This is a genomic window from Georgenia sp. AZ-5 (genome assembly GCF_043952095.1).
In the GTDB taxonomy this organism is placed as follows: Bacteria; Actinomycetota; Actinomycetes; order Actinomycetales; family Actinomycetaceae; genus Georgenia.
The window spans coordinates 1,271,527-1,292,303 of the sequence record NZ_JBINOU010000001.1 but is presented as its reverse complement, the minus strand read 5'-3'; the positions used below and the strand labels follow the sequence as shown (position 1 = coordinate 1,292,303).

General features: G+C 72.7%; 20 protein-coding genes and 1 pseudogene. 6 read left to right on the top strand and 15 right to left on the bottom strand.

Annotated elements, in window-relative coordinates; genetic code table 11:
• Window positions 1–25: 25 nt before the first annotated feature.
• The 9 genes and pseudogenes from ACF0H8_RS06180 to ACF0H8_RS06140 form a co-directional block, all read right to left on the bottom strand.
• Entirely contained in the window at window positions 26–550 is a 525-nt protein-coding gene (locus ACF0H8_RS06180) for a hypothetical protein (RefSeq protein ID WP_395288091.1), read from the bottom strand.
• Between the two features lie 94 nt (window positions 551–644).
• On the bottom strand, window positions 645–1,100 hold the full coding sequence (locus ACF0H8_RS06175; RefSeq protein WP_395288090.1) for a hypothetical protein: 456 nt from the start codon (window positions 1,098–1,100) through the stop codon (window positions 645–647).
• A 25-nt stretch (window positions 1,101–1,125) separates the two neighbouring features.
• Window positions 1,126–1,683 (bottom strand): hypothetical protein, encoded by a 558-nt coding sequence (locus ACF0H8_RS06170; RefSeq protein ID WP_395288089.1) that lies wholly within the window; start codon window positions 1,681–1,683, stop codon window positions 1,126–1,128.
• Between the two features lie 74 nt (window positions 1,684–1,757).
• On the bottom strand, window positions 1,758–2,153 hold the full coding sequence (locus tag ACF0H8_RS06165; protein ID WP_395288088.1) for a hypothetical protein: 396 nt from the start codon (window positions 2,151–2,153) through the stop codon (window positions 1,758–1,760).
• A gap of 6 nt (window positions 2,154–2,159) precedes the next feature.
• Window positions 2,160–2,765, bottom strand: coding sequence for a hypothetical protein (locus ACF0H8_RS06160; protein ID WP_395288087.1), 606 nt, complete (start codon window positions 2,763–2,765; stop codon window positions 2,160–2,162).
• Window positions 2,762–3,820: an OmpA family protein gene (locus ACF0H8_RS06155; RefSeq protein ID WP_395288086.1), complete on the bottom strand. Its 1,059-nt coding sequence runs from the start codon at window positions 3,818–3,820 to the stop codon at window positions 2,762–2,764. Before ACF0H8_RS06155 ends, ACF0H8_RS06160 begins: the two co-directional genes overlap by 4 nt.
• A 407-nt stretch (window positions 3,821–4,227) precedes the next feature.
• Window positions 4,228–4,608 (bottom strand): DUF3817 domain-containing protein, encoded by a 381-nt coding sequence (locus tag ACF0H8_RS06150; RefSeq protein WP_395288085.1) that lies wholly within the window; start codon window positions 4,606–4,608, stop codon window positions 4,228–4,230.
• Window positions 4,609–4,818: 210 nt separating this feature from the next.
• Window positions 4,819–5,232, bottom strand: a complete 414-nt coding sequence (locus ACF0H8_RS06145) for a DUF5997 family protein (protein WP_395290822.1) — start codon at window positions 5,230–5,232, stop codon at window positions 4,819–4,821.
• A 227-nt stretch (window positions 5,233–5,459) separates the two neighbouring features.
• Window positions 5,460–5,783 (bottom strand): annotated as a pseudogene (locus tag ACF0H8_RS06140) (transposase); the annotation flags it as partial.
• Between ACF0H8_RS06140 and ACF0H8_RS06135 the strand changes: the two are divergent.
• Both ACF0H8_RS06135 and ACF0H8_RS06130 read left to right on the top strand, forming a co-directional pair.
• Window positions 5,759–6,052 (top strand): transposase, encoded by a 294-nt coding sequence (locus tag ACF0H8_RS06135; RefSeq protein ID WP_395288084.1) that lies wholly within the window; start codon window positions 5,759–5,761, stop codon window positions 6,050–6,052. The pseudogene ACF0H8_RS06140 and the gene ACF0H8_RS06135 sit on opposite strands and share 25 nt — an antisense overlap.
• Entirely contained in the window at window positions 6,025–6,951 is a 927-nt protein-coding gene (locus ACF0H8_RS06130) for an IS3 family transposase (RefSeq protein WP_395290821.1), read from the top strand. The genes ACF0H8_RS06135 and ACF0H8_RS06130 overlap by 28 nt, the downstream gene beginning before the upstream one ends.
• A 202-nt stretch (window positions 6,952–7,153) precedes the next feature.
• On the opposite strand, the gene ACF0H8_RS06125 is transcribed toward ACF0H8_RS06130, so the two are convergent.
• On the bottom strand, window positions 7,154–8,422 hold the full coding sequence (locus ACF0H8_RS06125) for an IS1182 family transposase (RefSeq protein ID WP_395288083.1): 1,269 nt from the start codon (window positions 8,420–8,422) through the stop codon (window positions 7,154–7,156).
• Window positions 8,423–8,532: 110 nt separating this feature from the next.
• Between ACF0H8_RS06125 and ACF0H8_RS06120 the strand changes: the two genes are divergently transcribed.
• Entirely contained in the window at window positions 8,533–9,333 is an 801-nt protein-coding gene (locus ACF0H8_RS06120; protein WP_395288082.1) for a LysR substrate-binding domain-containing protein, read from the top strand.
• On the opposite strand, the gene ACF0H8_RS06115 is transcribed toward ACF0H8_RS06120, so the two are convergent.
• A complete protein-coding gene (locus ACF0H8_RS06115; RefSeq protein WP_395288081.1) occupies window positions 9,330–10,373 on the bottom strand; it encodes an SURF1 family protein in 1,044 nt (347 codons plus the stop codon). The genes ACF0H8_RS06120 and ACF0H8_RS06115 overlap by 4 nt on opposite strands.
• 223 nt (window positions 10,374–10,596) lie before the next feature.
• Between ACF0H8_RS06115 and ACF0H8_RS06110 the strand changes: the two genes are divergently transcribed.
• From ACF0H8_RS06110 to ACF0H8_RS06100, 3 genes are all read left to right on the top strand, one after another.
• Window positions 10,597–13,098, top strand: a complete 2,502-nt coding sequence (locus ACF0H8_RS06110; protein ID WP_395288080.1) for a phosphoketolase — start codon at window positions 10,597–10,599, stop codon at window positions 13,096–13,098.
• A 153-nt stretch (window positions 13,099–13,251) separates the two neighbouring features.
• A complete protein-coding gene (pta, locus tag ACF0H8_RS06105) occupies window positions 13,252–15,363 on the top strand; it encodes a phosphate acetyltransferase (protein WP_395288079.1) in 2,112 nt (703 codons plus the stop codon).
• On the top strand, window positions 15,360–16,541 hold the full coding sequence (locus ACF0H8_RS06100; RefSeq protein WP_395288078.1) for an acetate/propionate family kinase: 1,182 nt from the start codon (window positions 15,360–15,362) through the stop codon (window positions 16,539–16,541). The genes pta and ACF0H8_RS06100 overlap by 4 nt, the downstream gene beginning before the upstream one ends.
• 323 nt (window positions 16,542–16,864) lie before the next feature.
• Here ACF0H8_RS06100 and ACF0H8_RS06095 read toward each other — a convergent pair whose 3' ends face one another.
• The 4 genes from ACF0H8_RS06095 to ACF0H8_RS06080 all read right to left on the bottom strand — a co-directional run bounded on the left by ACF0H8_RS06095 (window position 16,865) and on the right by ACF0H8_RS06080 (window position 20,732).
• Complete coding sequence (locus tag ACF0H8_RS06095) at window positions 16,865–18,286, bottom strand: class II fumarate hydratase (protein WP_395288077.1); 1,422 nt, start codon at window positions 18,284–18,286, stop codon at window positions 16,865–16,867.
• A gap of 104 nt (window positions 18,287–18,390) precedes the next feature.
• Complete coding sequence (locus tag ACF0H8_RS06090; protein WP_395288076.1) at window positions 18,391–18,657, bottom strand: HPr family phosphocarrier protein; 267 nt, start codon at window positions 18,655–18,657, stop codon at window positions 18,391–18,393.
• Between the two features lie 324 nt (window positions 18,658–18,981).
• Window positions 18,982–20,106, bottom strand: a complete 1,125-nt coding sequence (locus ACF0H8_RS06085; protein WP_395288075.1) for a GuaB3 family IMP dehydrogenase-related protein — start codon at window positions 20,104–20,106, stop codon at window positions 18,982–18,984.
• Between the two features lie 77 nt (window positions 20,107–20,183).
• Window positions 20,184–20,732, bottom strand: a complete 549-nt coding sequence (locus ACF0H8_RS06080) for a type 1 glutamine amidotransferase domain-containing protein (RefSeq protein WP_395288074.1) — start codon at window positions 20,730–20,732, stop codon at window positions 20,184–20,186.
• Between the last annotated feature and the right edge of the window lie 45 nt (window positions 20,733–20,777).

Here is a 20,777-nt window from a genome sequence, read left to right as displayed (position 1 = left end):
GCCCGGGACCCGGACCCTCGGGACGCTACGCGTCCTCGACCCGCACCTCGATGCTGTCCTCGACGTCCTGCACGGTCCGCTCGTCGAGCTCCTCCGCGGTGAGCGCCACGACGACCGTGCGCTCGGCCTCGGGGTCGTGCGCCACCCACGTGACGCCCTGGTAGCCGCCGTCGTCGTAGGTGAAGTCCCACCGCCACAGCTCCTGGCCGTCCTGGCCCTCGACCTCGGAGAGCTTGTCGCCGTCGTCAATCGGTCCGAAGGGCTGTCCCGCCCGCACCAGGCTGAGAGTGCCACGGGCGGGGTGCGTGCCGTACTCGGTGGCCGCAGCGAGCTGGAGCTCGGCGTCCTGGGCGGACTCGGTGTCCTGCAGCACGAGGTCGTAGGGGCCTGTCTGCTCCATCGCGACCTCGACCCACTCCGCGGGGACGTCGACGGCGAGCCACCCCTGCTCGAGGCGCGTGAATCCCTCCGGCGTACCGGACGCGCAACCGGCGACCAGCGTCCCCGCCCCCGCCGCCGCGACCGCCGCCCGCGCCACGCTGCCTACCATCCGCCGGTTCTCCTCACCATCGTTCCTCCGCCGACCCTGTGGCACCTTCACCGCCCCGCTCCACACGCGGGCACCCGTCCGGGACACCCGGAGGTCAGGGCAGACGCCGGGGCCGACCATCTGCCGAGTACGACGCCCGGCCGGCCGTCCTGACCCCGGCGGGCCCCGCCACGCGGGCGCGCAGCCATCCGACAGCGAGCGAGACCATCGCGGTGAGCAGGACCAGCGCGATCAGCGGCAGGACACCGGCGGCGGCGACAGTCCGCTCCGTGTTCTCGGGGTTCACCACCGCCGTCAGCACGAGGGCCACCACGGTCACCGGCGTCCCGGCGACGAGGCGAGCAGCGACCCGGTGACGCGGTGGCTCGCGCAGCAGCAGCACCCCCACGGCGGCGGAGAGCGCGGGCATCGCCACGATGGACCCGTATGCCAGGACCAGCGTCATCTCCAGGCTCAGCTCGGGGGAGTACAGGAACCCGCTGAGCAGCATCACGACGATCCAGGTCAGGGCAGAGCCCAGCCAGGGGCGGAGGAAAGCACGGACGTTCATCATCATCTCCGTTCGTGGTACCGGCTCACGCGCCGGCGGGTCCCTCGGCGGGGTCGCCGTCGAGCACCTCGATGCTTTCCTCGATCTGCTGGACCGTCTCGTCACCCAGCTCGCTGCCGGTGACCGCCACGAACACGGTGCGCCCCAGCTCGGCGTCGTGGGTGGCCCATGCCACGCCGCGGTACTCCCCGTCCTCATAGGTGAAGTCCCAGCGCTTCGTCGCCTGCTCGTCATCCCGCTCGACGTCGGAGAAGACACCGGGATCGTCCAGCTCGCCGAAGGGGCGGTCCGTCCTGACGGCCACCAGGGTCGTGCCGGCAGGGACGTCGCCGTACTCGGTCGAGGCCACGAGCTGGACCGTCGGGTCCTCCTCGGAGTCTTGGAGCACCAGGTCCAGGTGCCCGGCCGCCTGCTCGGGCACCTCCACCCAGTCCTCGGGGACGTCGACCGCGAGCCATCCCTGTTCCACCCGCGCCCACCCCTCGGGCGTGGACGTCCCGGAGCACGCAACCAGCAAGGTGGAGCCCGCCAGCGCCGCGATCACCGATCGCGCGCGTCGTCCCCAGGTGCCTGTCAGCATCATCGACCACTTTCCTGTTGCGCGTACATCACATGTCTCGTGCGTGGAGCACGGGTACCTGACTCATCAGCCGGCGCTCACTCCATCACACAGGTCTCGAAGCCGACCATTGGGCGTGTTCCGTCCTGCCCCGGCGCGCCGAGGAAGTTCGCGTCCTGCACGGTGGCGGTCTTCTCTTCGCTGCCGAGGTTCGCCCCTACCTTCAAGCCCAGCGCGAACTCGGCACCGAACGACCAGCCGTCCGACACGTTGTCGTAGAGGAGGTGGCTGGTCCGGGCCTCCTCGTACAAGAGGTTCGAGAAGCCGTCGTCCGGCGCCGGGGTGCTCGGGTTGAAGGCGTTCGGCGGGATGAGGGCGGGTTGCCCGGACGCGGCGGCAACATTGGTGGCGTCGATCCAGGACGTTGGCCCAACGTGGGCCCGACCGGCCCGAGCCGGGCCCAGGCCCGGTGGCGGCGACCGGCCGCCGTGCACGGACGCTCAGCGGGTGACCGGCAGGCCCTCGATGGGCTCGAAGCCAGGAATCTCCAGCGTGACGGTCTCCGACCCCTCGGCGAGCGGCGGATAGGTGGCGTAGAGCAGGACCCCTTCCGCGCTCACCGTCTTGGGCGCGTGGGAGCACATGCAGAACTGCGCCTCGGCGACCGTGCCGCCCGACTCATAACCCAGGTAGGGGGCGTAGCGGGTCTCATCGCCCTCGTCGACGATGGACACGTCGCGGATGTCCATCATGAGCATGCGGGTGGAGTTGAAGGCGTCCAGCGGCAGGGACTGCTCCTCCTCGGTCGTGCCGTAGAGGGTGAAGGTCACCACGGTGCTCTCCGGCGTCGCCTCCACGGCCTGCACCTCCACCCGCACCGGGGTCTGGCGCGGACCGTCCGTGACCACGCCGTCTCCCTCGGCAAGGGGCTCCGCGTCGGCCTCCGAGCCAAACACCTCCGCCGTGACCTCCTCGGCGGCCTTGCCCGTCTCCTCGGCGGCGGGGCTTCCCGTGGTCTCCCCCGCCGGCTCGGGGTCGCTCTGCGAGCACCCGGCCAGCACCAGCACGGCCGCCGCCGCGGCGACGACCCCCCGCAGCGCCCTCATCGCTCGCCTCCCACCTGGTAGAGGACCGTGACGCGCCGGTTCGCGGCACGCCCCTCCTCCGTCGCGTTGTCACCGACCGGCTCGCTCGGCCCCTTGCCGGCCACGGTGAGGTTTACCCCCGTGCCGTCCAGGGCGGGCTGGAGGAGATCAGCCACGGCCTGCGCTCGCTGCTCGGAGAGAAGCTGGTTGTCCACCGTGCCCTGGGCGGAGTCGGTGTGGCCGGTGACTGCCACCTCGCCGGTCCCGCGGGCGGCGATGTCCTGCGCGATCTCCTCCACGCGGGCCCGGGCGTCCGGGGAGACCTCGGCGGACTCGACGGCGAAGAGCACGTTCGCGTCGAACGTGACCTCCACGAGCTCGGGGGTCTCGGCCACGGCTGCCGCGCCGGCGAGGTCCTCCGTCCGGGAGACCAGGTCGAAGGTCACCGCGGCGGGGTCGGCGGTAGCCAGCTCGGAGGCGGTGGGGAGCGCCGGCCAGCCCTCGCCGAAGATGGTGAACGGCTCGTCCACAGCCGGTTCGAGCGCACCGTCGCCGACCGGGACGCCGGTGACCGTGACGCCCCACTCCAGACGCACGTCCACGGTCTTGGTGCCCTCGGGCAGCTCCGGGAACATGGCGAAGACGGTGAGGAGCTGACCGGCCTCGGCCTCCATCCCCACGGTGGTGGAGGTCAGCTGCGCGTCCCCGAGCAGCGGCCGGTACGCCGTCAGGGCGGCCGCGTCCACGAGGTTGACGTTCGCGACCTGGACGAGGTCGTAGTCCTCGAAGACCGCCGGCTCGAAGGCGATGCCGCCGTGGAAGGAGTCGGCCTCACCCTCGGGCACGCCGACCGAGAAGTACAGAGCCGTGCCGCCCTCGACGCGGCGAACGGCGTGGACGGCGCCGACCACCTCCACGCCGGAGCTGAGGAAGAACTCGGGGTAGCGGAAGGTGCCCTCGACGGGCAGCTGCTCGGACCCGACCTCCGGCGTCCTCGCCGCGGCGATGGGCGCGACCAGCACGAGCGCGCACGCGGTCGCCGCCGCCACCGCACCTGCCCTCGGTCGGTGCATCATCTCGGGTCCTTCCTCGGCGCCCGCCCGGGCGTCTCCGCTGGCAAAATATCCGGTCGGCGCACGATATCAATCCACCAGCCGCGGCTCGATGGCACGGGTTCAGAACGGCGTGCAGGGCCCAGAGCAGGTCCGCCCAGCTCTCCACGTCGGCCCGGGAGTAGCCGCCGCACGAGAAGGAGAACAGCGACGTGGGCTCCGGCGTCGGCGTCCCCACGACTGCCAATGCCGCGAACACCAGCATCGGGTCGGCGACGCAGCAGCGGGTGGCACGCGAGGAGCCCTAGCGCGCGGCCGCCCATCAGGGCGGTGAGGCTCATGATCCCCAGCAGCACGACGGCGACCCGCCAGCGCGGTGAAGTCCCCCAGCAGCGCCCGACCGGGCGCCGGGGTCGGCCGGGACCAGCGCCTCAGCGGGCCCGGGCGGCGGCGCGCGCGAGCATGGCCGGCAGGTCGGCCTCGAACCAGCCGCGCGCCCGGCCCTCCATGACGAAGGAGAGCACGGGCACCACGCCGCCGGCCACGAGCGCGACCATGCGGCCGAAACCCCAGCGCATGGTGGACCAGAGGTTGAACACGGTGGCCAGGTAGACGACGTAGATCCAGCCGTGGACGATCGCCACCCAGGTGCCCAGCACGGGCTCGCCGCCGTTGAAGCCGTACTTCATGACCATCTCGAGGCACAGCACGAGCAGCATCGCGCCGGTCACGAACGCCATGGTGCGGTACCAGCCGAAGGCCCCGCGCGCCTTGCGCTCCTGCTCGGTGGGTGCGTTCTCGGGGGTGGTCACGTCACGTCCTCTCGGTCGGCTGGCCACAGTCTCTCACCCGTAGAGCCGGGCGCCGAAACGCCAGGGCTGACGCCCCGACGGCCCCGGTAGAGGCGTCCCGAGACACAGCAGGCCACCTCCCCGCAGACAGGTCACCTGCGCCACCAGAGGTCAGGTGACTTCCCGCGGCACAAGTGGCGTCTCACGGGCAGGGGCCTCACGCCGGGAGGGTCACGAGCCGTTCTCGCGGCCGGCGCTGCCCTTCCGGGCCGCCCCGTCCTTCCGGCCGGCCTGCGCCTGCTCGGCGGCGCGGGCCTTGAGCCGGGCGCTCTCCTCGCGCACGCGCGCCTGGGTGGCCCGCTCGGTGGCGAGCCACTGCGGCATCTCCTCGAGCAGGGCCTTGATCTGCTCCGTCGTCAGCGGCTCGGTGACGCCCGCCCGGGCCAGGCCCGACGCCGACACCCCCAGCCGGCGCGCGACCTTCTGGCGCGGGTGCGGGCCGTTGCGCCGCAGCTCCACCAGCCACTGCGGCGGGTCGGCCTGGAGGTCGTCGAGCTCCGTGCGGCTCACCTCCCCCTCCTGGAACTCCGGGGGTGTCGCGGACAGCAGCACGCCCAGCTTGCGGGCGGCGGTCTGCGGCTTCATGGTCTGCGGCTGTCTCACGCCTGACAGCGTAGGGCGCGGCGGCGCAGCCGACCTGCACTAGGAGCGCGGGTCGGTATCGGTGCGATGGCGCGCGGGCGATCGCGTAGGGCGGCGTGTGCCTGATCGTCGGTGGCGGGTCCGGTTGCCAGAGATCATCGCTCGGTTCGGGGCCGGTGCGTGGCCGCGGGGCGCTGTCGGGCGCCTGGGCCGGCCGTGGGCCGGCCCGGTCAGGCGGTGCGGAGGCCGGCGAGCCCGGCGGAGCCGAGGTGGCGGTGGAGCTTGCGCAGGTTGTGGCAGGCGGCGAGCAGGAACCATTCACCCTTGGCGCCGTAGAGGCCGCGTAGCAGCAGGCGTTTGGCGTCCTGGAGGATGCTCATCTGCCCGAAGACGGGTTCGACGATGGCCTTGCGGCGGGCGTAGGCCGCCTGGCCGGTCTTCGTGGTCAGCTTGCGGGCCATGCGCTGCTTGGCCGTGGCGTGGGCTTCCCCTCTTATCGTGGAGGCATCGCCCCCAAGGAGGAACGGCGATGGAGACGCGGCGGAGGTTCGACCGGGAGTTCAAGGAGGGCGCGGTGCGGATCGTCCGGGAGACCGGCAAGCCGATCGCGCAGGTCGCACGGGAGCTGGGCATCAACGACGGCACGCTGGGGAACTGGGTCGAGCTCGACCGGCGGGCGCGCGAGGGCGGGGACGGCACGCTGGAGGAGAGCGAGCGCGCCGAGCTGCGCCGGCTGCGCAAGGAGAACGCCGAGCTGGCGATGGAGCGTGATGTGCTCAAGCGCTCGGTCGCCCTCTGGGTCAAGGAAGCGATGGGGCACTGAGCCTGGCTGCCTTCATCGCCGCCCAGAGGGCAGTGCACCACGTCCCGTACGCGGTGTCCTGCCGCGCCCTGGGGGTCTCCCCGGCCTGGTTCTACAAGTGGGTCGGCGGGGAGGTCTCGGTGCGGCGTAAGCGCCGGGCGGCGCTGGCCGCCCAGGTCGCCTATCTCTTCGCCCGGCACCACGGCACCTACGGCTCCCCGCGGATCACCGCGGACCTGCGTGCGGCCGGCTGGCGGGTCTCGGTGAACACCGTCGCGGCGCTGATGGCCGAGCAGCACCTGGCCGCCCGGCCCAAGCGCCGACGCCGCGGCACCACGCGGGCCGACCGGCGCGCCCGCAAGGCCCCCGACGCCCTGGGCCGCGACTTCGCCCCGCCGCCGATACCCGATCAGCGCTGGTGCGGGGACCTGACCGAGCTGCCCACCGACGAGGGCAGGTTCTACCTCGCCGCGGTGCTGGACCTGCACTCGCGCCGCTGCGTCGGCTTCGCGATGGACGCCCACCACGACGCCCCGCTGGCCCGGGCGGCCCTGTGCGTGGCGATCGCGAGCCGCGGCGGGTCCGTGGCCGGCGTGGTCTTCCACTCCGACCAGGGCGGGGAGTACACCGGGGAGATCTTCGCCCGGGCCTGCCGCAGCGCCGGCGTGACCCAGTCGATGGGCCGCACCGGCTCCGCGCTGGACAACGCGGTCAGCGAGAGCTTCAACAGCACCGTCGAGTTCGAGCTGCTGCGCCGGCACCACTTCGCCACCCGCGAGCAGGCGCGCCGCGTGACCGCCGGATGGATCGATGAGTACAACACCACCCGCCGGCACTCCACCGACGCCATGCTCAGCCCCGTCGAGTACGAACGCTCCCTCGCCACCGGCCAGGGCCACCGGGACAAGCTCGCGGCATGAACTGCGCCGCACAAGCAGGCGGAGGCGGCTGCGCCGCCCGATCTCATCCGGCGCACCGCCCGCGCGGCCCAGGGTGGCGGTGCCGCCCCTCCGGCCTCAAGGGTCGCTGCGCGATCGCTGCGCGACGGCCTCCGGCCGCCCTTGACCCCGGAGCCTCTGCGACCCCGCCCGCGAGCCAGGACGCGGACAGGACGCCCACTAATCAGGTCTCCACGGTTCCAGGGGATTGCCAGGCGTTCTTCGGGATTGGCCCGCGCGGGGCGATCGAGGCGGGCTCGCCGTGGCGGCGCCGCCCGGTAGCGATGTAGAACTCGGTGCCCTGCCGCTGTGTGAGTTCGGCGGCGGTGGCGAGGTTGGCGGCCGAGCAGTATCCGGCATCGGCGAGCACGGCCTTGGGCACCTGCCCGGTGTTCGCGACCGCCTGCTCGGTCAGCGGGATGAGGTTGGCGACGTCGGCGGCGCAATCATTCAGGTCGGTGGCCACGATGACCTGATGCTCAGCGTCGACCACGGCTTGGGCGTTGTAGCACTGCTGGAAGGACCCGTCCCCGGTGAGCATGATCTTCGACTCCGGGTCGGTGAAGTTGCGCTGCGCCTTCGGCTTCGGCGTGGCGCGCTCGGCGGCCTGGGCGGCCCGCTCGGCGACGGTGTCCTCGTCCTCGCCACGCTCGCGCGCCTTCTCCGCGGCCTTCGCGCCGGCCTCGGCCCTGGCCTGGTCTTCCAGGGCCTGCCTGGCCTCGCGCAGCTTGGCCAGGCGCGACTCCCTGCGGGCGAGCGCGTCGGGGAGTTCGTCCCCGCGCCGGTCCTTGCCGTACTTGGCGTCCTCGGCCCTGTCGGTCTCCTCCGCGGCGGCCAGCAGCTCGCTGACCTCCTGGGCGAGGATCTTCTCCTTCTCCGTCAGCCGCGCGTAGGACATGGCCTTGCGCTTGGAGGCATTGGCCCGCAGCTTCGTCCCGTCCAGGGCGACCCGGCCGAGCTTGACCATCCCCGCGGCCTGGCACAGCGCCAGCGCCTGGAGGAACAGGTTGGCCAGGGCGGCCAGGTGCCGGCGGCGGAACCGGGCGATGGCCCGGTAGTCGGGGGCCGACCCGGCCGCGAGCCACCGGAAGGCGACGATGTCGGTGCAGGCCCGCTCGATCGCCCGGGAGGAGCGCACCCCGGTGGTGTAGCCGTAGACCAGCAGCCGCACCATCAGCCGCGGGTCGTACGGCGGGGCCCCGCGCCCCTCCCGGTAGGCGGCGTAGATCCGGGACAAGTCCAGGTGCTCATCGACCAGGTCCGCGACGAACCGGGCCAGATGGTCCGCCGGCAGCCAGTCATCGAGCGAGGGCGGCAGCAACAGCACCTGGTGCGGGTCGAACTCCCGGAATGTCTTGTCCACCCCCGCTCCGCCGCCGTCGCGCTCGTCCTTGACCCGCTCCACCCGGAACGGCTCCGCCTCGAACAACGCCCCGTAGTCCTCACCCGTCACACCCCGATTCTCCCGCCCGCAGCTCCGTCAATAGCGGACCAGGCCTGGCGTGTTACTGACCCACGCTCCTAGCCTCGTGTGGACCGCCCCACCACGAGGAGGACCGCGAGATGACGGAGCCGTTCCGCATCCGGTTCGTGCCCGGGGTGACGCCGGACAAGTGGCTCAAGACCTGGGCCGCCCGCATGCCCGGCAACCCGCTGGAGGCGGCGCCCGTCGACGTCGGCGCCCAGCTCGACGTGCTCCGCACCGGCGAGGCGGACATGTGCTTCGTCCGGCTGCCCGTGGACCGCGAGGGCCTGCACGTCATCCCGCTGTACCGGGAGGTGCCCGTCGTCGTCGTGCCGAAGGACCACCCGGTCGCCGCGTTCGAGGAGGTCGACGTCACCGACCTCGCGGACGAGCACCTGCTGCAGGACCCCGGCGAGGTGCCGGGGTGGCGCGACGTCGCGACGGAGGTCCGCGACGGGACCCGCGCGGAGGTGCCGGCCATGACCACCCGGCAGGCCGTCGAGGTGGTGGCGGCCGGCGCGGGCGTCGTGGTGCTGCCCATGTCGGTCGCCCGGCTGCACCACCGCAAGGACGTGGTGAGCAGGCCGGTGACCGGCGTGGCGCAGTCCCAGGTCGGCCTGGCGTGGCGGGCGGGCGACGAGGACCCGCGCCTGGAGACCTTCATCGGCATCGTGCGCGGCCGGACCGAGCGCAGCACCCGCGGGAGCGCGGCCGCCACCGACGGCACCGCTGAGGGCGCCGAGCGGACCGGCGGCGGGGAGGGTGCCAAGGGCCGCGGCGGCGGCAGCGGACCAGCCGGGAAAAGGGCGGGCGCCGGAAAGGGCGCGGGCGCCGGGAAGGGCGCGGGCGCCGGGAAGGGCGGCCGGGCCGCGGCCCGGAGGAGGCGGCCCCGCCGCTAGGCGAGCCCGGCCTCCTCGCGGCGGTAGGTGACCTCGTCGCGGACCATGCGCCACCAGATGAACAGCGCGAAGCCGCCGAAGATCACCCACTCGACGGCGTAGGCGAGGTTCTGGATGTTCAGGCCCGTCTCCTGGGCCATCGACGGCGGGGGCGCGTGCGGCAGGCCGGTGGGCGCCGTCGCCGCCCGGCCCTCGCCGGTCTCGGTGAACTCCACGAGGTAGCCCCCGAAGGTCGGCCCGCCCCAGAGGTTGGTGAGCTCGGCGGTGCTGATCGCCCCGACCATCCCGTCGGGGTGGTCCTCCGTCACCGCGGCCTCGGAGCCGCCGAGGTGCCCGGTCACCCGCCGCTCCCCCGCCGGCACCTCGAGCAGGGCGGCCGTGGCGGCGTCGGCGGGGGTCGCCGCGCCGTCCTGCACACGGACGGCGTCGGCCGGCACCCAGCCGCGGAGGACGGGGAGCATGGCGCCGGCGTCCGGCCCCTGGGTCACCCGCAGCGCGGTGACCACGAGCGTGGCGGCCTGACCGTCGACCGACCGGCCCGGGACCAGCACCTGCTGGGCGGGGTCGTACTCCCCCGTCACCTCGACCGCGCGGCCGAGCTCCTCGGCGGTGAAGGACGTCTGGGCCCGGTGCACCTCCTCCAGCGGCACCGGGTCGGCGGCCAGTCGCTGGGCGTGCGCCGTCTCCGCCCTCTCCGCGCCCCGGATGGCCGCGCGGTCCAGCTGCCAGGCGCCGAGCCGGACGCAGACCACCGCGGCGGCGAGCAGCAGCACGAACAGCCCGAGCAGGCGCGGCGTCACGGCGGCCCGCAGGTAGTCCGAGCGGGTGCCGGTCACGCGCGGCCCGGGGCCCGCGGCAGCGCCTGAGTCCGCCGCATCTGGTGCGGCGTGCGGGTCGCCGGCGGGAGGTCCCCCTGCTGCCGTGGCGATGCCGCCCGGGTGCGCGGCGCCGTCGTCGGACGCGGCAGTCCCAGCCGCCCCGGACCGCGCACGGGCGGCGTCGTCCGCGCCGGCGCGCACGGGTTCGGGGCGTGGGTCCACGGGCCCAGCCTACGTGGCGCGCGGTGTGCCCCTCCGCCTGTGTCATCGCCCACAAAGGCCTTTAGAACTAAGGGATCGCGGCCTCCCGGGAGGGGCGGCGACGCCTCACATGGAGGACACTGACGGGGTCGGAACCAGGCCTCGACCGGTCGGCGGCTCCCCCGAAGCCGGCTGTGGTGCGCCAGGGGCCGCGTCTGGAAGACACAAGATCGAGGAGATCCGGATGAGTACCACGACCACCGCTGCCGCCACCGCGTGGCGGCACCGGGCCGACAGCACGAGCGCCCCGCTTGACGACGAGACGCTCGAGCGCGTCGATGCGTGGTGGAGGGCCGCGAACTACCTGTCGGTGGGCCAGATCTACCTGCTCAACAACCCGCTGCTGCGCACGCCGCTCAGCCGCGACGACGTCAAGCCGCGCCTCCTGGGCCACTGGGGCACCACCCCCGGCCTGAACTTCCTCTACGCCCACATGAACCGGGCGATCTCCGAGCGCGAGGTCTCGGCGATGTACGTCACCGGCCCCGGCCACGGCGGTCCCGGCCTGGTGGCCAACACGTACCTCGAGGGCACGTACACCGAGACCTACCCCGACATCACGCAGGACGAGGAGGGGATGCGCCGCCTCTTCAAGCAGTTCTCCTTCCCGGGCGGCATCCCCTCGCACGTCGCGCCCGAGACTCCCGGCTCCATCCACGAGGGCGGCGAGCTGGGCTACGCCCTCTCGCACGCCTACGGCGCCGCCTTCGACAACCCGGACCTGCTGGTCTTCGCCGTGGTCGGCGACGGCGAGGCCGAGACCGGCCCGCTGGCCACCTCCTGGCACTCGAACAAGTTCGTCAACCCCGCCAAGGACGGCGTCGTGCTGCCCGTCCTGCACCTCAACGGCTACAAGATCGCCAACCCCACGGTGCTGGCCCGCATCCCGGAGGAGGAGCTGGCCGACCTCATGCGCGGCTACGGCCACAAGCCGCACTTCTTCACCGGTGGCTTCGAGGGCGAGGACCCGGCGGCGTTCCACCGCCGCTTCGCCGAGCTCCTCGACGTCGTGCTGGACGAGATCGCCGACATCAAGGCCAAGGCCGCGGCCACGCCCGAGGACGAGCTGGAGCGCCCGCTGTGGCCCATGATCGTCTTCCGCACCCCCAAGGGCTGGACCGGCCCGAAGGAGATCGACGGCAAGCGCACCGAGGACTCGTGGCGCTCCCACCAGGTGCCGCTGTCCAGCGCCCGCGACACCGACGAGCACCTCCAGGACCTCGAGTCCTGGCTCAAGAGCTACCGCGCCGACGAGCTCTTCGACGAGGCGGGCAGGCTCAAGCCGGAGATCGCCTCGATCGCCCCCACCGGCTACCTGCGCATGAGCGCGAACCCGGTGACCAACGGCGGCCTGGTCCTGAAGGACCTGCGCATGCCCGACTGGCGCGAGTTCGCCCTGGACGTCGAGACCCCCGGCGCCCCGATGGCCGAGGCCACCCGCGTGCTCGGCAAGTTCCTCACCGAGGTCGTCCGCCTCAACCCGGACAACTTCCGGATCTTCGGCCCGGACGAGACGGCGTCCAACCGCCTGCAGGACGTCTACGACGTCACCGCGAAGCAGTGGAACGCCGGGTACCTGCCGACCGACTCCGACGACCACATGGCCCGCGCCGGCCGCGTCATGGAGATGCTCTCCGAGCACCAGTGCCAGGGCTGGCTCGAGGGCTACCTCCTCACCGGCCGCCACGGCCTGATGAGCTCCTACGAGGCGTTCATCCACATCGTCGACTCGATGTTCAACCAGCACGCCAAGTGGCTGAAGGTCACCAACCACATCCCGTGGCGCCGGCCCGTCGCGTCGCTGAACTACCTGCTGTCCTCGCACGTGTGGCGCCAGGACCACAACGGCTTCTCGCACCAGGACCCGGGCTTCATCGATCACGTGGTCAACAAGAAGGCCGACATCATCCGGGTGTACCTGCCGCCGGACACGAACAGCCTGCTCGCCACCTACGACCACGTCCTGCGCTCGAAGCAGTACGTCAACGTGGTCGTGGCCGGCAAGCAGCCCGCGCCGAACTTCCTCAGCGTGGACGAGGCCGTCAAGCACTGCACCCGCGGCCTGGGCATCTGGGACTGGGCCGGCACCGAGGTGGAGGGCGAGGAGCCCGACGTCGTCCTCGGCTGCGCCGGTGACGTCCCCACCCTGGAGACGCTGGCCGCGGCGGACCTGCTGCGCCAGCACGTCCCGGACCTGAAGGTGCGCGTGGTCAACGTCGTCGACCTCATGCGCCTGCAGGACGAGAAGGAGCACCCGCACGGCCTGAGCGACCGCGCGTTCGACACCTACTTCACCACCGACAAGCCGGTCGTGTTCGCCTACCACGGGTACCCGTGGCTCATCCACCGCCTCACCTACCGCCGGCACGGGCACAGCAACATCCACGTGCGCGGCTTCAAGGAGGAGGGCACCACCACCACGCCGTTCGACATGGTCATGCTCAACGACCTCGACCGGTACCACCTGGTCATGGACGTCATCGACCGCGTGCCCGGCCTGGCCAAGCGCCACGCCGGCCTGCGCCAGAAGATGATGGACGCCCGCCTCGAGGCCCGCATGTACGCCCGCGAGCACGGCGAGGACATCCCGGTCGTGGCGAGCTGGGTGTGGCCGGACGTCGGCGAGACCGGCACCGAGCGCGGCGGTCCGAACGCCACGCAGATGACCGGCGGCGACAACGAGTAGCACTCGTCACACCGCCGCGGCGGCGGCGTGAGGCGGCCGGTGGGTCCTTGGGCCCACCGGCCGTTCTCGCCCGCCGCCTTGGATACGACAGGGCCCCTCAGCGGGGCCCGGCCCGCCGGAGGCGGCGGGCCCGAGGAGACAGGGAGCACCGCCGTGGCGCGCAGCATCTACATCGCCTCCCCCGAGGGGCACACCGGCAAGTCGACCGTCGCGCTGGGGCTGGTGGACCTCCTCACCCGAAGCGTGGGTCAGGTCGGGGTCTTCCGGCCGGTGACCCGCGGCCGCGGCGAGCGGGACACAGTGGTGGACCTGCTGCGCGGGCACGGCGGCGTGAACGTCAGCTACGAGGACGGCCTGGGCGTGACCTACGAGGAGGTCCACACGGACGCCGACGCCGCGCTGAGCCGCATCGTCGACAGGTACCGCACCGTCGAGCGGGACAACGACGCGGTCGTCATCGTCGGGTCGGACTACACCGACGTCGCCAGCCCGGCCGAGCTGGCCTTCAACGCCAGCGTCGCCGCCAACCTGGGCGCTCCGGTGCTTCTCGTCGTCAGCGCCCTGGACCGCACCCCCGAGGACGTCGCCGCCGTCGCGGAGCTGGCGGTCGGGGAGATCGCCCAGGGCCACGCCACCACCGTCGGGGTGCTGGCCAACCGCTGCGCCCCGCACCAGCTCGACGCCGTCCGCGACGCCCTCGGCCGCCTCGGGCTGCCCGCCTGGGCGCTGCCGGAGGTGCCGCTGCTCTCCGCGCCGGTCGTGCGCGACGTCATGCGGGCCCTGGACGGCGAGCTCATCCTGGGCGACGAGGCCCTGCTGGACCGTGAGGCCGAGCACATGCTCGTCTCCGGCATGAACACCGAGCACATCCTCGAGCGGCTCAAGGAGGGGCAGCTGGCCATCGCCGCGGGCGACCGCCCCGAGGTGCTCATCACCCTCGTCACGGCGCACGCCTCCGAGACCTTCCCGTCCCTCGCCGGCATCGTGCTCAACGGCGGCTACCGCCCCTCCCCCCAGGTGACCCGGATGGTAGAGGGCCTCGGGCAGCGGCTGCCCGTGATCTCCACCGCGCTGGACACCTACGACGCCGCCAAGGTCGTCGCCTCCACCCGCGGCGTCGTCTCCCGCGGCACCCAGCGCAAGAAGGACGTCGCGCTGGGCACCTTCGAGCAGCACGTCGACGCCGCCTCCCTCATGCGGATCCTCGACGTGCCGCGCAGCGACGTCGTCACGCCGCTGATGTTCGAGTCCACGCTGCTCGAGCGCGCCCGCGCGGACCGCCGGCACATCGTGCTGCCGGAGGGCGGCGACGACCGCATCCTGCGCGCCGCGTCCACCCTGCTCTCCCGCCAGGTGGCGGACCTGACGCTGCTCGGCAACGAGGCGCAGGTGCGCGCCCGCGCGGCGGAGCTGGGGCTGAACCTCGACGGCGCGCGGGTCGTCGACCCGGCGAGCTCCGAGCTCCTCGAGCGCTTCGCCGAGGTGTACGCCGAGCTGCGCGCCCACAAGGGCATGACCATCGAGCGGGCCCGGGAGATCGTCCGCGACGTGTCCTACTTCGGCACCATGATGGTCCACCTCGGCCTGGCCGACGGGATGGTCTCCGGCGCCGCGCACACGACGGCGCACACCATCAAGCCGTCCTTCGAGATCATCAAGACCAAGCCGGACACCTCGATCGTGTCCTCGGTCTTCCTCATGTGTTTGGCCGACCGGGTGCTCGTCTACGGCGACTGCGCCGTCAACCCCGACCCCACCGCCGAGCAGCTCGCCGACATCGCGATCTCCTCGGCCGCCACCGCCGCCCAGTTCGGCGTGGACCCGCGCGTGGCGATGCTGTCCTACTCCACCGGGCAGTCCGGCTCGGGCGCGGACGTGGACAAGGTCCGCACCGCCACCGGGATCGTCCGGGAGCGCCGCCCTGACCTGTCCGTCGAGGGCCCCATCCAGTACGACGCCGCGGTTGACGCCTCCGTCGCGCGCACCAAGCTCCCCGACTCCGAGGTCGCCGGCCGCGCGACCGTCTTCGTCTTCCCGGACCTCAACACCGGCAACAACACCTACAAGGCGGTGCAGCGCTCCGCCGGCGCGGTCGCCGTCGGCCCCGTGCTGCAGGGCCTGAACAAGCCGGTCAACGACCTGTCACGCGGCGCGCTGGTGCAGGACATCGTCAACACCGTCGCCATCACGGCGGTGCAGGCCCAGGCCGACAAGGCCGCCGCTGCCGGCGTCGGCGCCCCGACCAACAAGGAGATCACCGCATGACCGCCACCGTCCTCGTCATCAACTCGGGCTCGTCCTCGATCAAGTACCAGCTGGTCGACCCCGAGGGCGGGCAGGCGCTCGCCTCGGGGCTGGTCGAGCGCATCGGCGAGGCCGAGGGGCACATCGAGCACAAGGCCGGCGGGCAGGTCACCGAGCGCTATGAGCGGGTCAGCGACCACGGCGAGGGGCTGCGCCAGGTGCTCGCGCTCTTCGAGGAGGTCGGGCCGGACCTCGCGGAGGCGGGCATCGTCGCCGTCGGCCACCGCGTGGTCATGGGCGGCAGCGCCTACGACGGGCCGGTGCGCATCGACGACGACGTGCTGGGCGTCATCGAGGAGCTCTCGCCGCTCGCTCCGCTGCACAACCCAGCCAACCTCACCGGCATCCAGGTCGGCCGGATGCTGCTGCCCGACGTCCCGCACGTCGCCGTCTTCGACACCGCCTTCTTCCGCAACCTGCCCGACGACGCGGCGACCTACGCGCTGGACCGGGAGGTCGCGGAGAAGTTCTCGGTGCGCCGCTACGGCGCGCACGGCACCTCCCACCAGTACGTCTCCGCCAAGGCCGCCGAGATGCTCGGCCGGGACGACCTCAAGCAGATCGTGCTCCACCTCGGCAACGGCGCCTCCGCCTCGGCGGTCGTGGGCGGCCGGGCGGTCGACACCTCCATGGGGCTCACCCCGCTCGAGGGCCTCGTCATGGGCACCCGGACGGGCGACATCGACGCCGCGGTGGTCTTCCACCTGGCCCGCAACGGCGGTATGAGCGTCGACGAGATCGACAACCTCTTCAACAAGCGCTCGGGCCTGAAGGGCCTGACCGGCGAGAACGACCTGCGGGAGGTGCACCGGCTCATCGACGCCGGCGACGAGAACGCCCGCGTGGGCCTCGGGGTCTACACGCACCGGCTGCGCAAGTACATCGGCTCCTACGCCGCCGTGATGGGCGGGCTGGACGTGCTGTCCTTCACCGCCGGCGTCGGCGAGAACGACGACGTCGTTCGGGCCGGCGCCGTCAAGGGGCTCGAGTTCCTCGGCGTCGAGATCGACCTCGAGAAGAACCAGGTGCGCTCGAAGGAGCCGCGGGTCATCTCCCCCGACGGGGCCCGGGTGACCGTCATGGTCATCCCCACCAACGAGGAGCTCGCCATCGCCCGTCAGGCGATGTCTCTGCTCTGACCCCCGCCCCTCCCCCCGGCGAGACGTCAACCTCTCCCCGAGACGTCAAGTTTTCCCCGGGAGGTCAAGTCTTCCCCGAGCCGTCAAGCTCTCCCCGAGACGTTTGTCATCCGCGAGTCACGATCGCCCCTGGCGGGCGGCCCGTCAGGGGCGAAAGTGGGGCTGGGTCGAGCGGCTGGACTGACGCCGCCGCCTGCACGACGGCGCCCCCTCCCGTCGGGGAGAGGGCGCCGTCGTCGCTGGTGCGCCGGGATGACATCTCGAGGAGAAGATGACATCTCGCGCGGGGGGGCGAGCCCCGGCCCGCGCGGAGCGCGGAACGCTCAGACCTGCTCCGGGCCCGTCATGCTGCGCACGTCGAGGGCGGCATCGAGCTGCTCGGGGGTGATCTCCCCGCGCTCGACGTAGCCGAGGTCCTCCACCGCGGCGCGCACGGTGATGCCCTGCTTCACCGAGTGCTTGGCGATCTTCGCGGCCGCCTCGTAGCCGATGATCCGGTTCAGCGGGGTGACGATGGACGGTGAGGACTCGGCCAGCTCCAGGCACCGCTCCACGTTCGCCACCAGGCCGTCGACGGTCTTGGCCGCGAGCACCCGCGAGACGTTGCCCACCAGGGTGATGGACTCCAGCAGGTTCCGGGCCATCACCGGCAGCATGACCAGCAGGTCGAAGTTGCCCTGCGCGCCCGCGAACGCGATCGCGGCGTCGTTGCCGATCACCTGGGCGGCCACCTGAACGGTCGCCTCCGGGACGACCGGGTTGACCTTGCCCGGCATGATCGACGAGCCCGGCTGCAGGTCCGGCAGGAACAGCTCCCCGAGGCCGGTGCGGGGCCCGGACCCCATCCAGCGCAGGTCGTTGGCGATCTTCGTCAGGGACACCGCGATGGTGCGCAGCGCGCCGGAGGTTTCCACGAGGGAGTCCTGCGCGGCCTGGGCCTCGAAGTGGTTCCTCGCCTCCACCAGGGGCAGCCCGGTGTGCTCGGCGATCAGCTCGATCACGCGCCGGGAGAACCCGGGCGGGGTGTTGATGCCGGTGCCGACGGCGGTGCCGCCCAGCGGCAGCTCGGCCAGGCGGGGCAGCGCGGCGTTGACCCGGTCGATGCCGTACCGGATCTGGGTGGCGTAGCCGGAGAACTCCTGGCCCAGCGTGATGGGCGTGGCGTCCATCAGGTGCGTGCGCCCGGACTTCACCACGTCCTTGAACTCCTCCGCCTTCGCCTCCAGGGAGGTGGCGAGGACGTCGAGGGCCGGCAGCAGCTCGTCCACCACGGCCTGCGTGGCGGCGATGTGGATCGAGGAGGGGAACACGTCGTTGGACGACTGGGACGCGTTTACGTGGTCGTTCGGGTGCACGGGGCGGCCGAGCCGGCGGCTGGCCAGCGTGGCGACGACCTCGTTGGTGTTCATGTTCGACGACGTGCCCGAGCCGGTCTGGAAGACGTCGATCGGGAAGTGGTCGTCGTGCCCGCCGGCGATGACCTCCTCCGCCGCCGCCGCGATGGCCTGCGCGACGTCGTCGGGCAGGACCCCCAGCTCGGCGTTGGCCAGCGCCGCGGCGCGCTTGACCTGGCCGAGGGCGGCGATGTGGTGCGAGGACAGGCCCCGGCCCGAGATCGGGAAGTTCTCCACCGCGCGCTGCGTCTGGGCGGAGTAGAGGGCCTCCTTGGGCACCCGCACCTCCCCCATCGTGTCGTGCTCGATGCGGTACTCCTGCGCGGTCTCACCGGTCTGCTGCTGCGTCACTGCTGCTCCTTCTCTGAGACGGCGCGAGCCCGCCTCGGTCGTGGTGCTTCCATCCTCGCACCGTGGTGAGCGATGTCACGACGGCGCCCCTCCCGCGGGCAGGGTCAGGCGTCGAGGTCGGTCGTCAGCAGGGTGACGAGCTCTTCGAGGACCCGCTCCGCGTCCTCCCCCTCGGCGGTGAGGGTGACCTCGTCGCCGTGCTGGGCGCCGAGGGTCATCACCGCGAGGACGCTGGCGGCGTCGACGGCGCCGGAGCCGTCCTTGGCGATGGTCACCGGGATCCCGGCCTCCGCGGCCGCCCTGGCGAAGAGGGCGGCGGGGCGGGCGTGGAGCCCCACCCTGGAGGCGACGACGGCACTGCGCTGGGCCATGGCGTTCCTTCCTGCGATGTTCCGGACGACTTCCGGCTCACAACCGAGGATAGCGACGCACAGCCCGCCGGCTGCAGCCACCGGCGGACACACGCACTCCTGCTCGGCGTGACCGAGCGCGCGGCGGAAGTCCCCGGGCCGCCGGTCCCCACAACCCGCCCGTCCCGGCGCGCCACGGTCGACGTCGCGCCCGAGCGGGCCCGCGCCAGGCCCGCCAGCGGGTCGTTCCAGGGCCGGGTCGGGCCGCAGCCCGCCACGGCTCGACGACCGCGTCCCCGTCGCCCGCCCCGCCCCGCCCGATCGGCGCGGCGGGCGCGACGGCCGTCAGTACGGCGTGTACGGGGAGACGACGACCTCCACGCGCTGGAACTCCTTCACGTCGGAGTAGCCGGTGGTCGCCATGGTGCGGCGCAGGGCGCCGATCAGGTTCAGCGTGCCGTCCGCCGTCCGGCTCGGGCCGTGCAGGATCTCCGCCATCGTGCCGACGGTCCCGACGTGCACCCGCTCGCCGCGCGGCAGCTCCGGGTGGTGCGCCTCGGAGCCCCAGTGCCAGCCGCGGCCGGGCGCCTCCTCGGCGCGCGCCAGGGCGGCGCCGAGCATGACGGCGTCGGCGCCGCAGCCGATCGCCTTCACCAGGTCGCCGGAGCGGCCGACGCCGCCGTCGGCGATCACGTGCACGTAGCGCCCGCCGGACTCGTCCATGTAGTCCCGGCGGGCCGCGGCGACGTCGGCGACGGCCGTGGCCATCGGGGCGTGGATGCCGAGCGAGCGGCGCGTGGTGTGCGCGGCCCCGCCGCCGAAACCGACCAGCACGCCCGCGGCCCCGGTGCGCATCAGGTGCAGCGCCGCGGTGTAGGTGGCCGCGCCGCCGACGATCACCGGCACGTCGAGCTCGTAGATGAAGCGCTTGAGGTTCAGCGGCTCCGCGCGCGAGGAGACGTGCTCGGCGGAGACCGTGGTGCCGCGGATGACGAACAGGTCGACGCCGGCCTCCACCACGGTGCGCCAGTGCTCCTGGGTGCGCTGCGGGGACAGGCTGCCGGCGACGGTGACGCCGGCCGCGCGGACCTCGCCGAGGCGCCGCGTCACGAGCTCGGGCTTGACCGGCTCGGAGTAGATCTCCTGCATGCGCGCGGTCGTGCGGTCCGCGGGAAGGGCGACGATCTCCTCGAACAGCGGGGCCGGGTCCTCGTAGCGGGTCCACAGGCCCTCGAGGTCGAGCACCCCGATGCCGCCGAGCTGGCCCAGCTCGATGGCCGTCGCGGGGCTCATGACGGAGTCCATGGGTGCGGCCAGGACGGGCATGTCCACGTGGAAGGCGTCGATCTGCCAGCTGACGGAGACGTCCTCGGGGTCCCGCGTGCGGCGGGACGGGACGACGGCGACGTCGTCGAAGCTGTACGCGCGGCGGGCGCGCTTGCCGCGGCCGATCTCGATCTCGTTTGTCACCCGACGAGGCTACCGTCTGCGCGGCGGCGGGCCGCCGACCGGTCGCCTGCCGGTCCGCGGCCCGCGCCGAAGGGCGCTCAGCTGAGCGCGTCGATGACCGCCTCGCTGAAGGCGGGCACGTCCTGCGGGTTGCGGGAGGTGATCACGGTCGTCTCGCCCGTGTGGTCCACGACGACCTCCTCGTCCACCCACTCGGCGCCCGCGTTCGTCAGGTCCGTGCTCAGCGACGGGTAGGAGGTGCGCCGGCCCTTGGCCAGGCCGGCCTCGACGAGCAGCCAGGGGCCGTGGCAGATGGCTGCGACGGGCTTGCCGGCGCCGGCGATCTCGGTGACGAACGCGACGGCGTCGTGGTCCTGGCGCAGGGTGTCCGCGTTGATCGTGCCGCCCGGGATGACGACGGCGTCGAACTCGTCCGCGTCCGCGTCGCCGATGGCCTGGTCGACGGGATAGCTGTCGGCGGGCTCGTCGTCGTTGTTGACCGTGGCGACCTCGCCCTGCTCCGGCGCCAGCAGCATCGTCGAGGCCCCCGCGTCGCGCAGGGCCTGCCACGGGCCGGTCAGCTCGGCGTCCTCGACGCCCTTCTGCGAGGTGATGAACGCGACCTTCTTGCCGCTCAGGTCAGCCATGGATGACTCCCTCTGCTCGTGGTCCGGCTGGCCCTTCGAGCCTCG

What these genes read in the sequence shown, in the direction of transcription:
- ACF0H8_RS06180 (WP_395288091.1), bottom strand. Translation starts at nt 550, where the DNA reads ATGGTAGGCAGCGTGGCGCGGGCGGCGGTCGCGGCGGCGGGGGCGGGG.
- ACF0H8_RS06175 (WP_395288090.1), bottom strand. Translation starts at nt 1,100, where the DNA reads ATGAACGTCCGTGCTTTCCTCCGCCCCTGGCTGGGCTCTGCCCTGACC.
- ACF0H8_RS06170 (WP_395288089.1), bottom strand. Translation starts at nt 1,683, where the DNA reads ATGATGCTGACAGGCACCTGGGGACGACGCGCGCGATCGGTGATCGCG.
- ACF0H8_RS06160 (WP_395288087.1), bottom strand. Translation starts at nt 2,765, where the DNA reads ATGAGGGCGCTGCGGGGGGTCGTCGCCGCGGCGGCGGCCGTGCTGGTG.
- ACF0H8_RS06155 (WP_395288086.1), bottom strand. Translation starts at nt 3,820, where the DNA reads ATGATGCACCGACCGAGGGCAGGTGCGGTGGCGGCGGCGACCGCGTGC.
- ACF0H8_RS06145 (WP_395290822.1), bottom strand. Translation starts at nt 5,232, where the DNA reads ATGAAGCCGCAGACCGCCGCCCGCAAGCTGGGCGTGCTGCTGTCCGCG.
- ACF0H8_RS06135 (WP_395288084.1), top strand. Translation starts at nt 5,759, where the DNA reads ATGGAGACGCGGCGGAGGTTCGACCGGGAGTTCAAGGAGGGCGCGGTG.
- ACF0H8_RS06120 (WP_395288082.1), top strand. Translation starts at nt 8,533, where the DNA reads ATGACGGAGCCGTTCCGCATCCGGTTCGTGCCCGGGGTGACGCCGGAC.
- ACF0H8_RS06110 (WP_395288080.1), top strand. Translation starts at nt 10,597, where the DNA reads ATGAGTACCACGACCACCGCTGCCGCCACCGCGTGGCGGCACCGGGCC.
- ACF0H8_RS06100 (WP_395288078.1), top strand. Translation starts at nt 15,360, where the DNA reads ATGACCGCCACCGTCCTCGTCATCAACTCGGGCTCGTCCTCGATCAAG.
- ACF0H8_RS06090 (WP_395288076.1), bottom strand. Translation starts at nt 18,657, where the DNA reads ATGGCCCAGCGCAGTGCCGTCGTCGCCTCCAGGGTGGGGCTCCACGCC.
- ACF0H8_RS06080 (WP_395288074.1), bottom strand. Translation starts at nt 20,732, where the DNA reads ATGGCTGACCTGAGCGGCAAGAAGGTCGCGTTCATCACCTCGCAGAAG.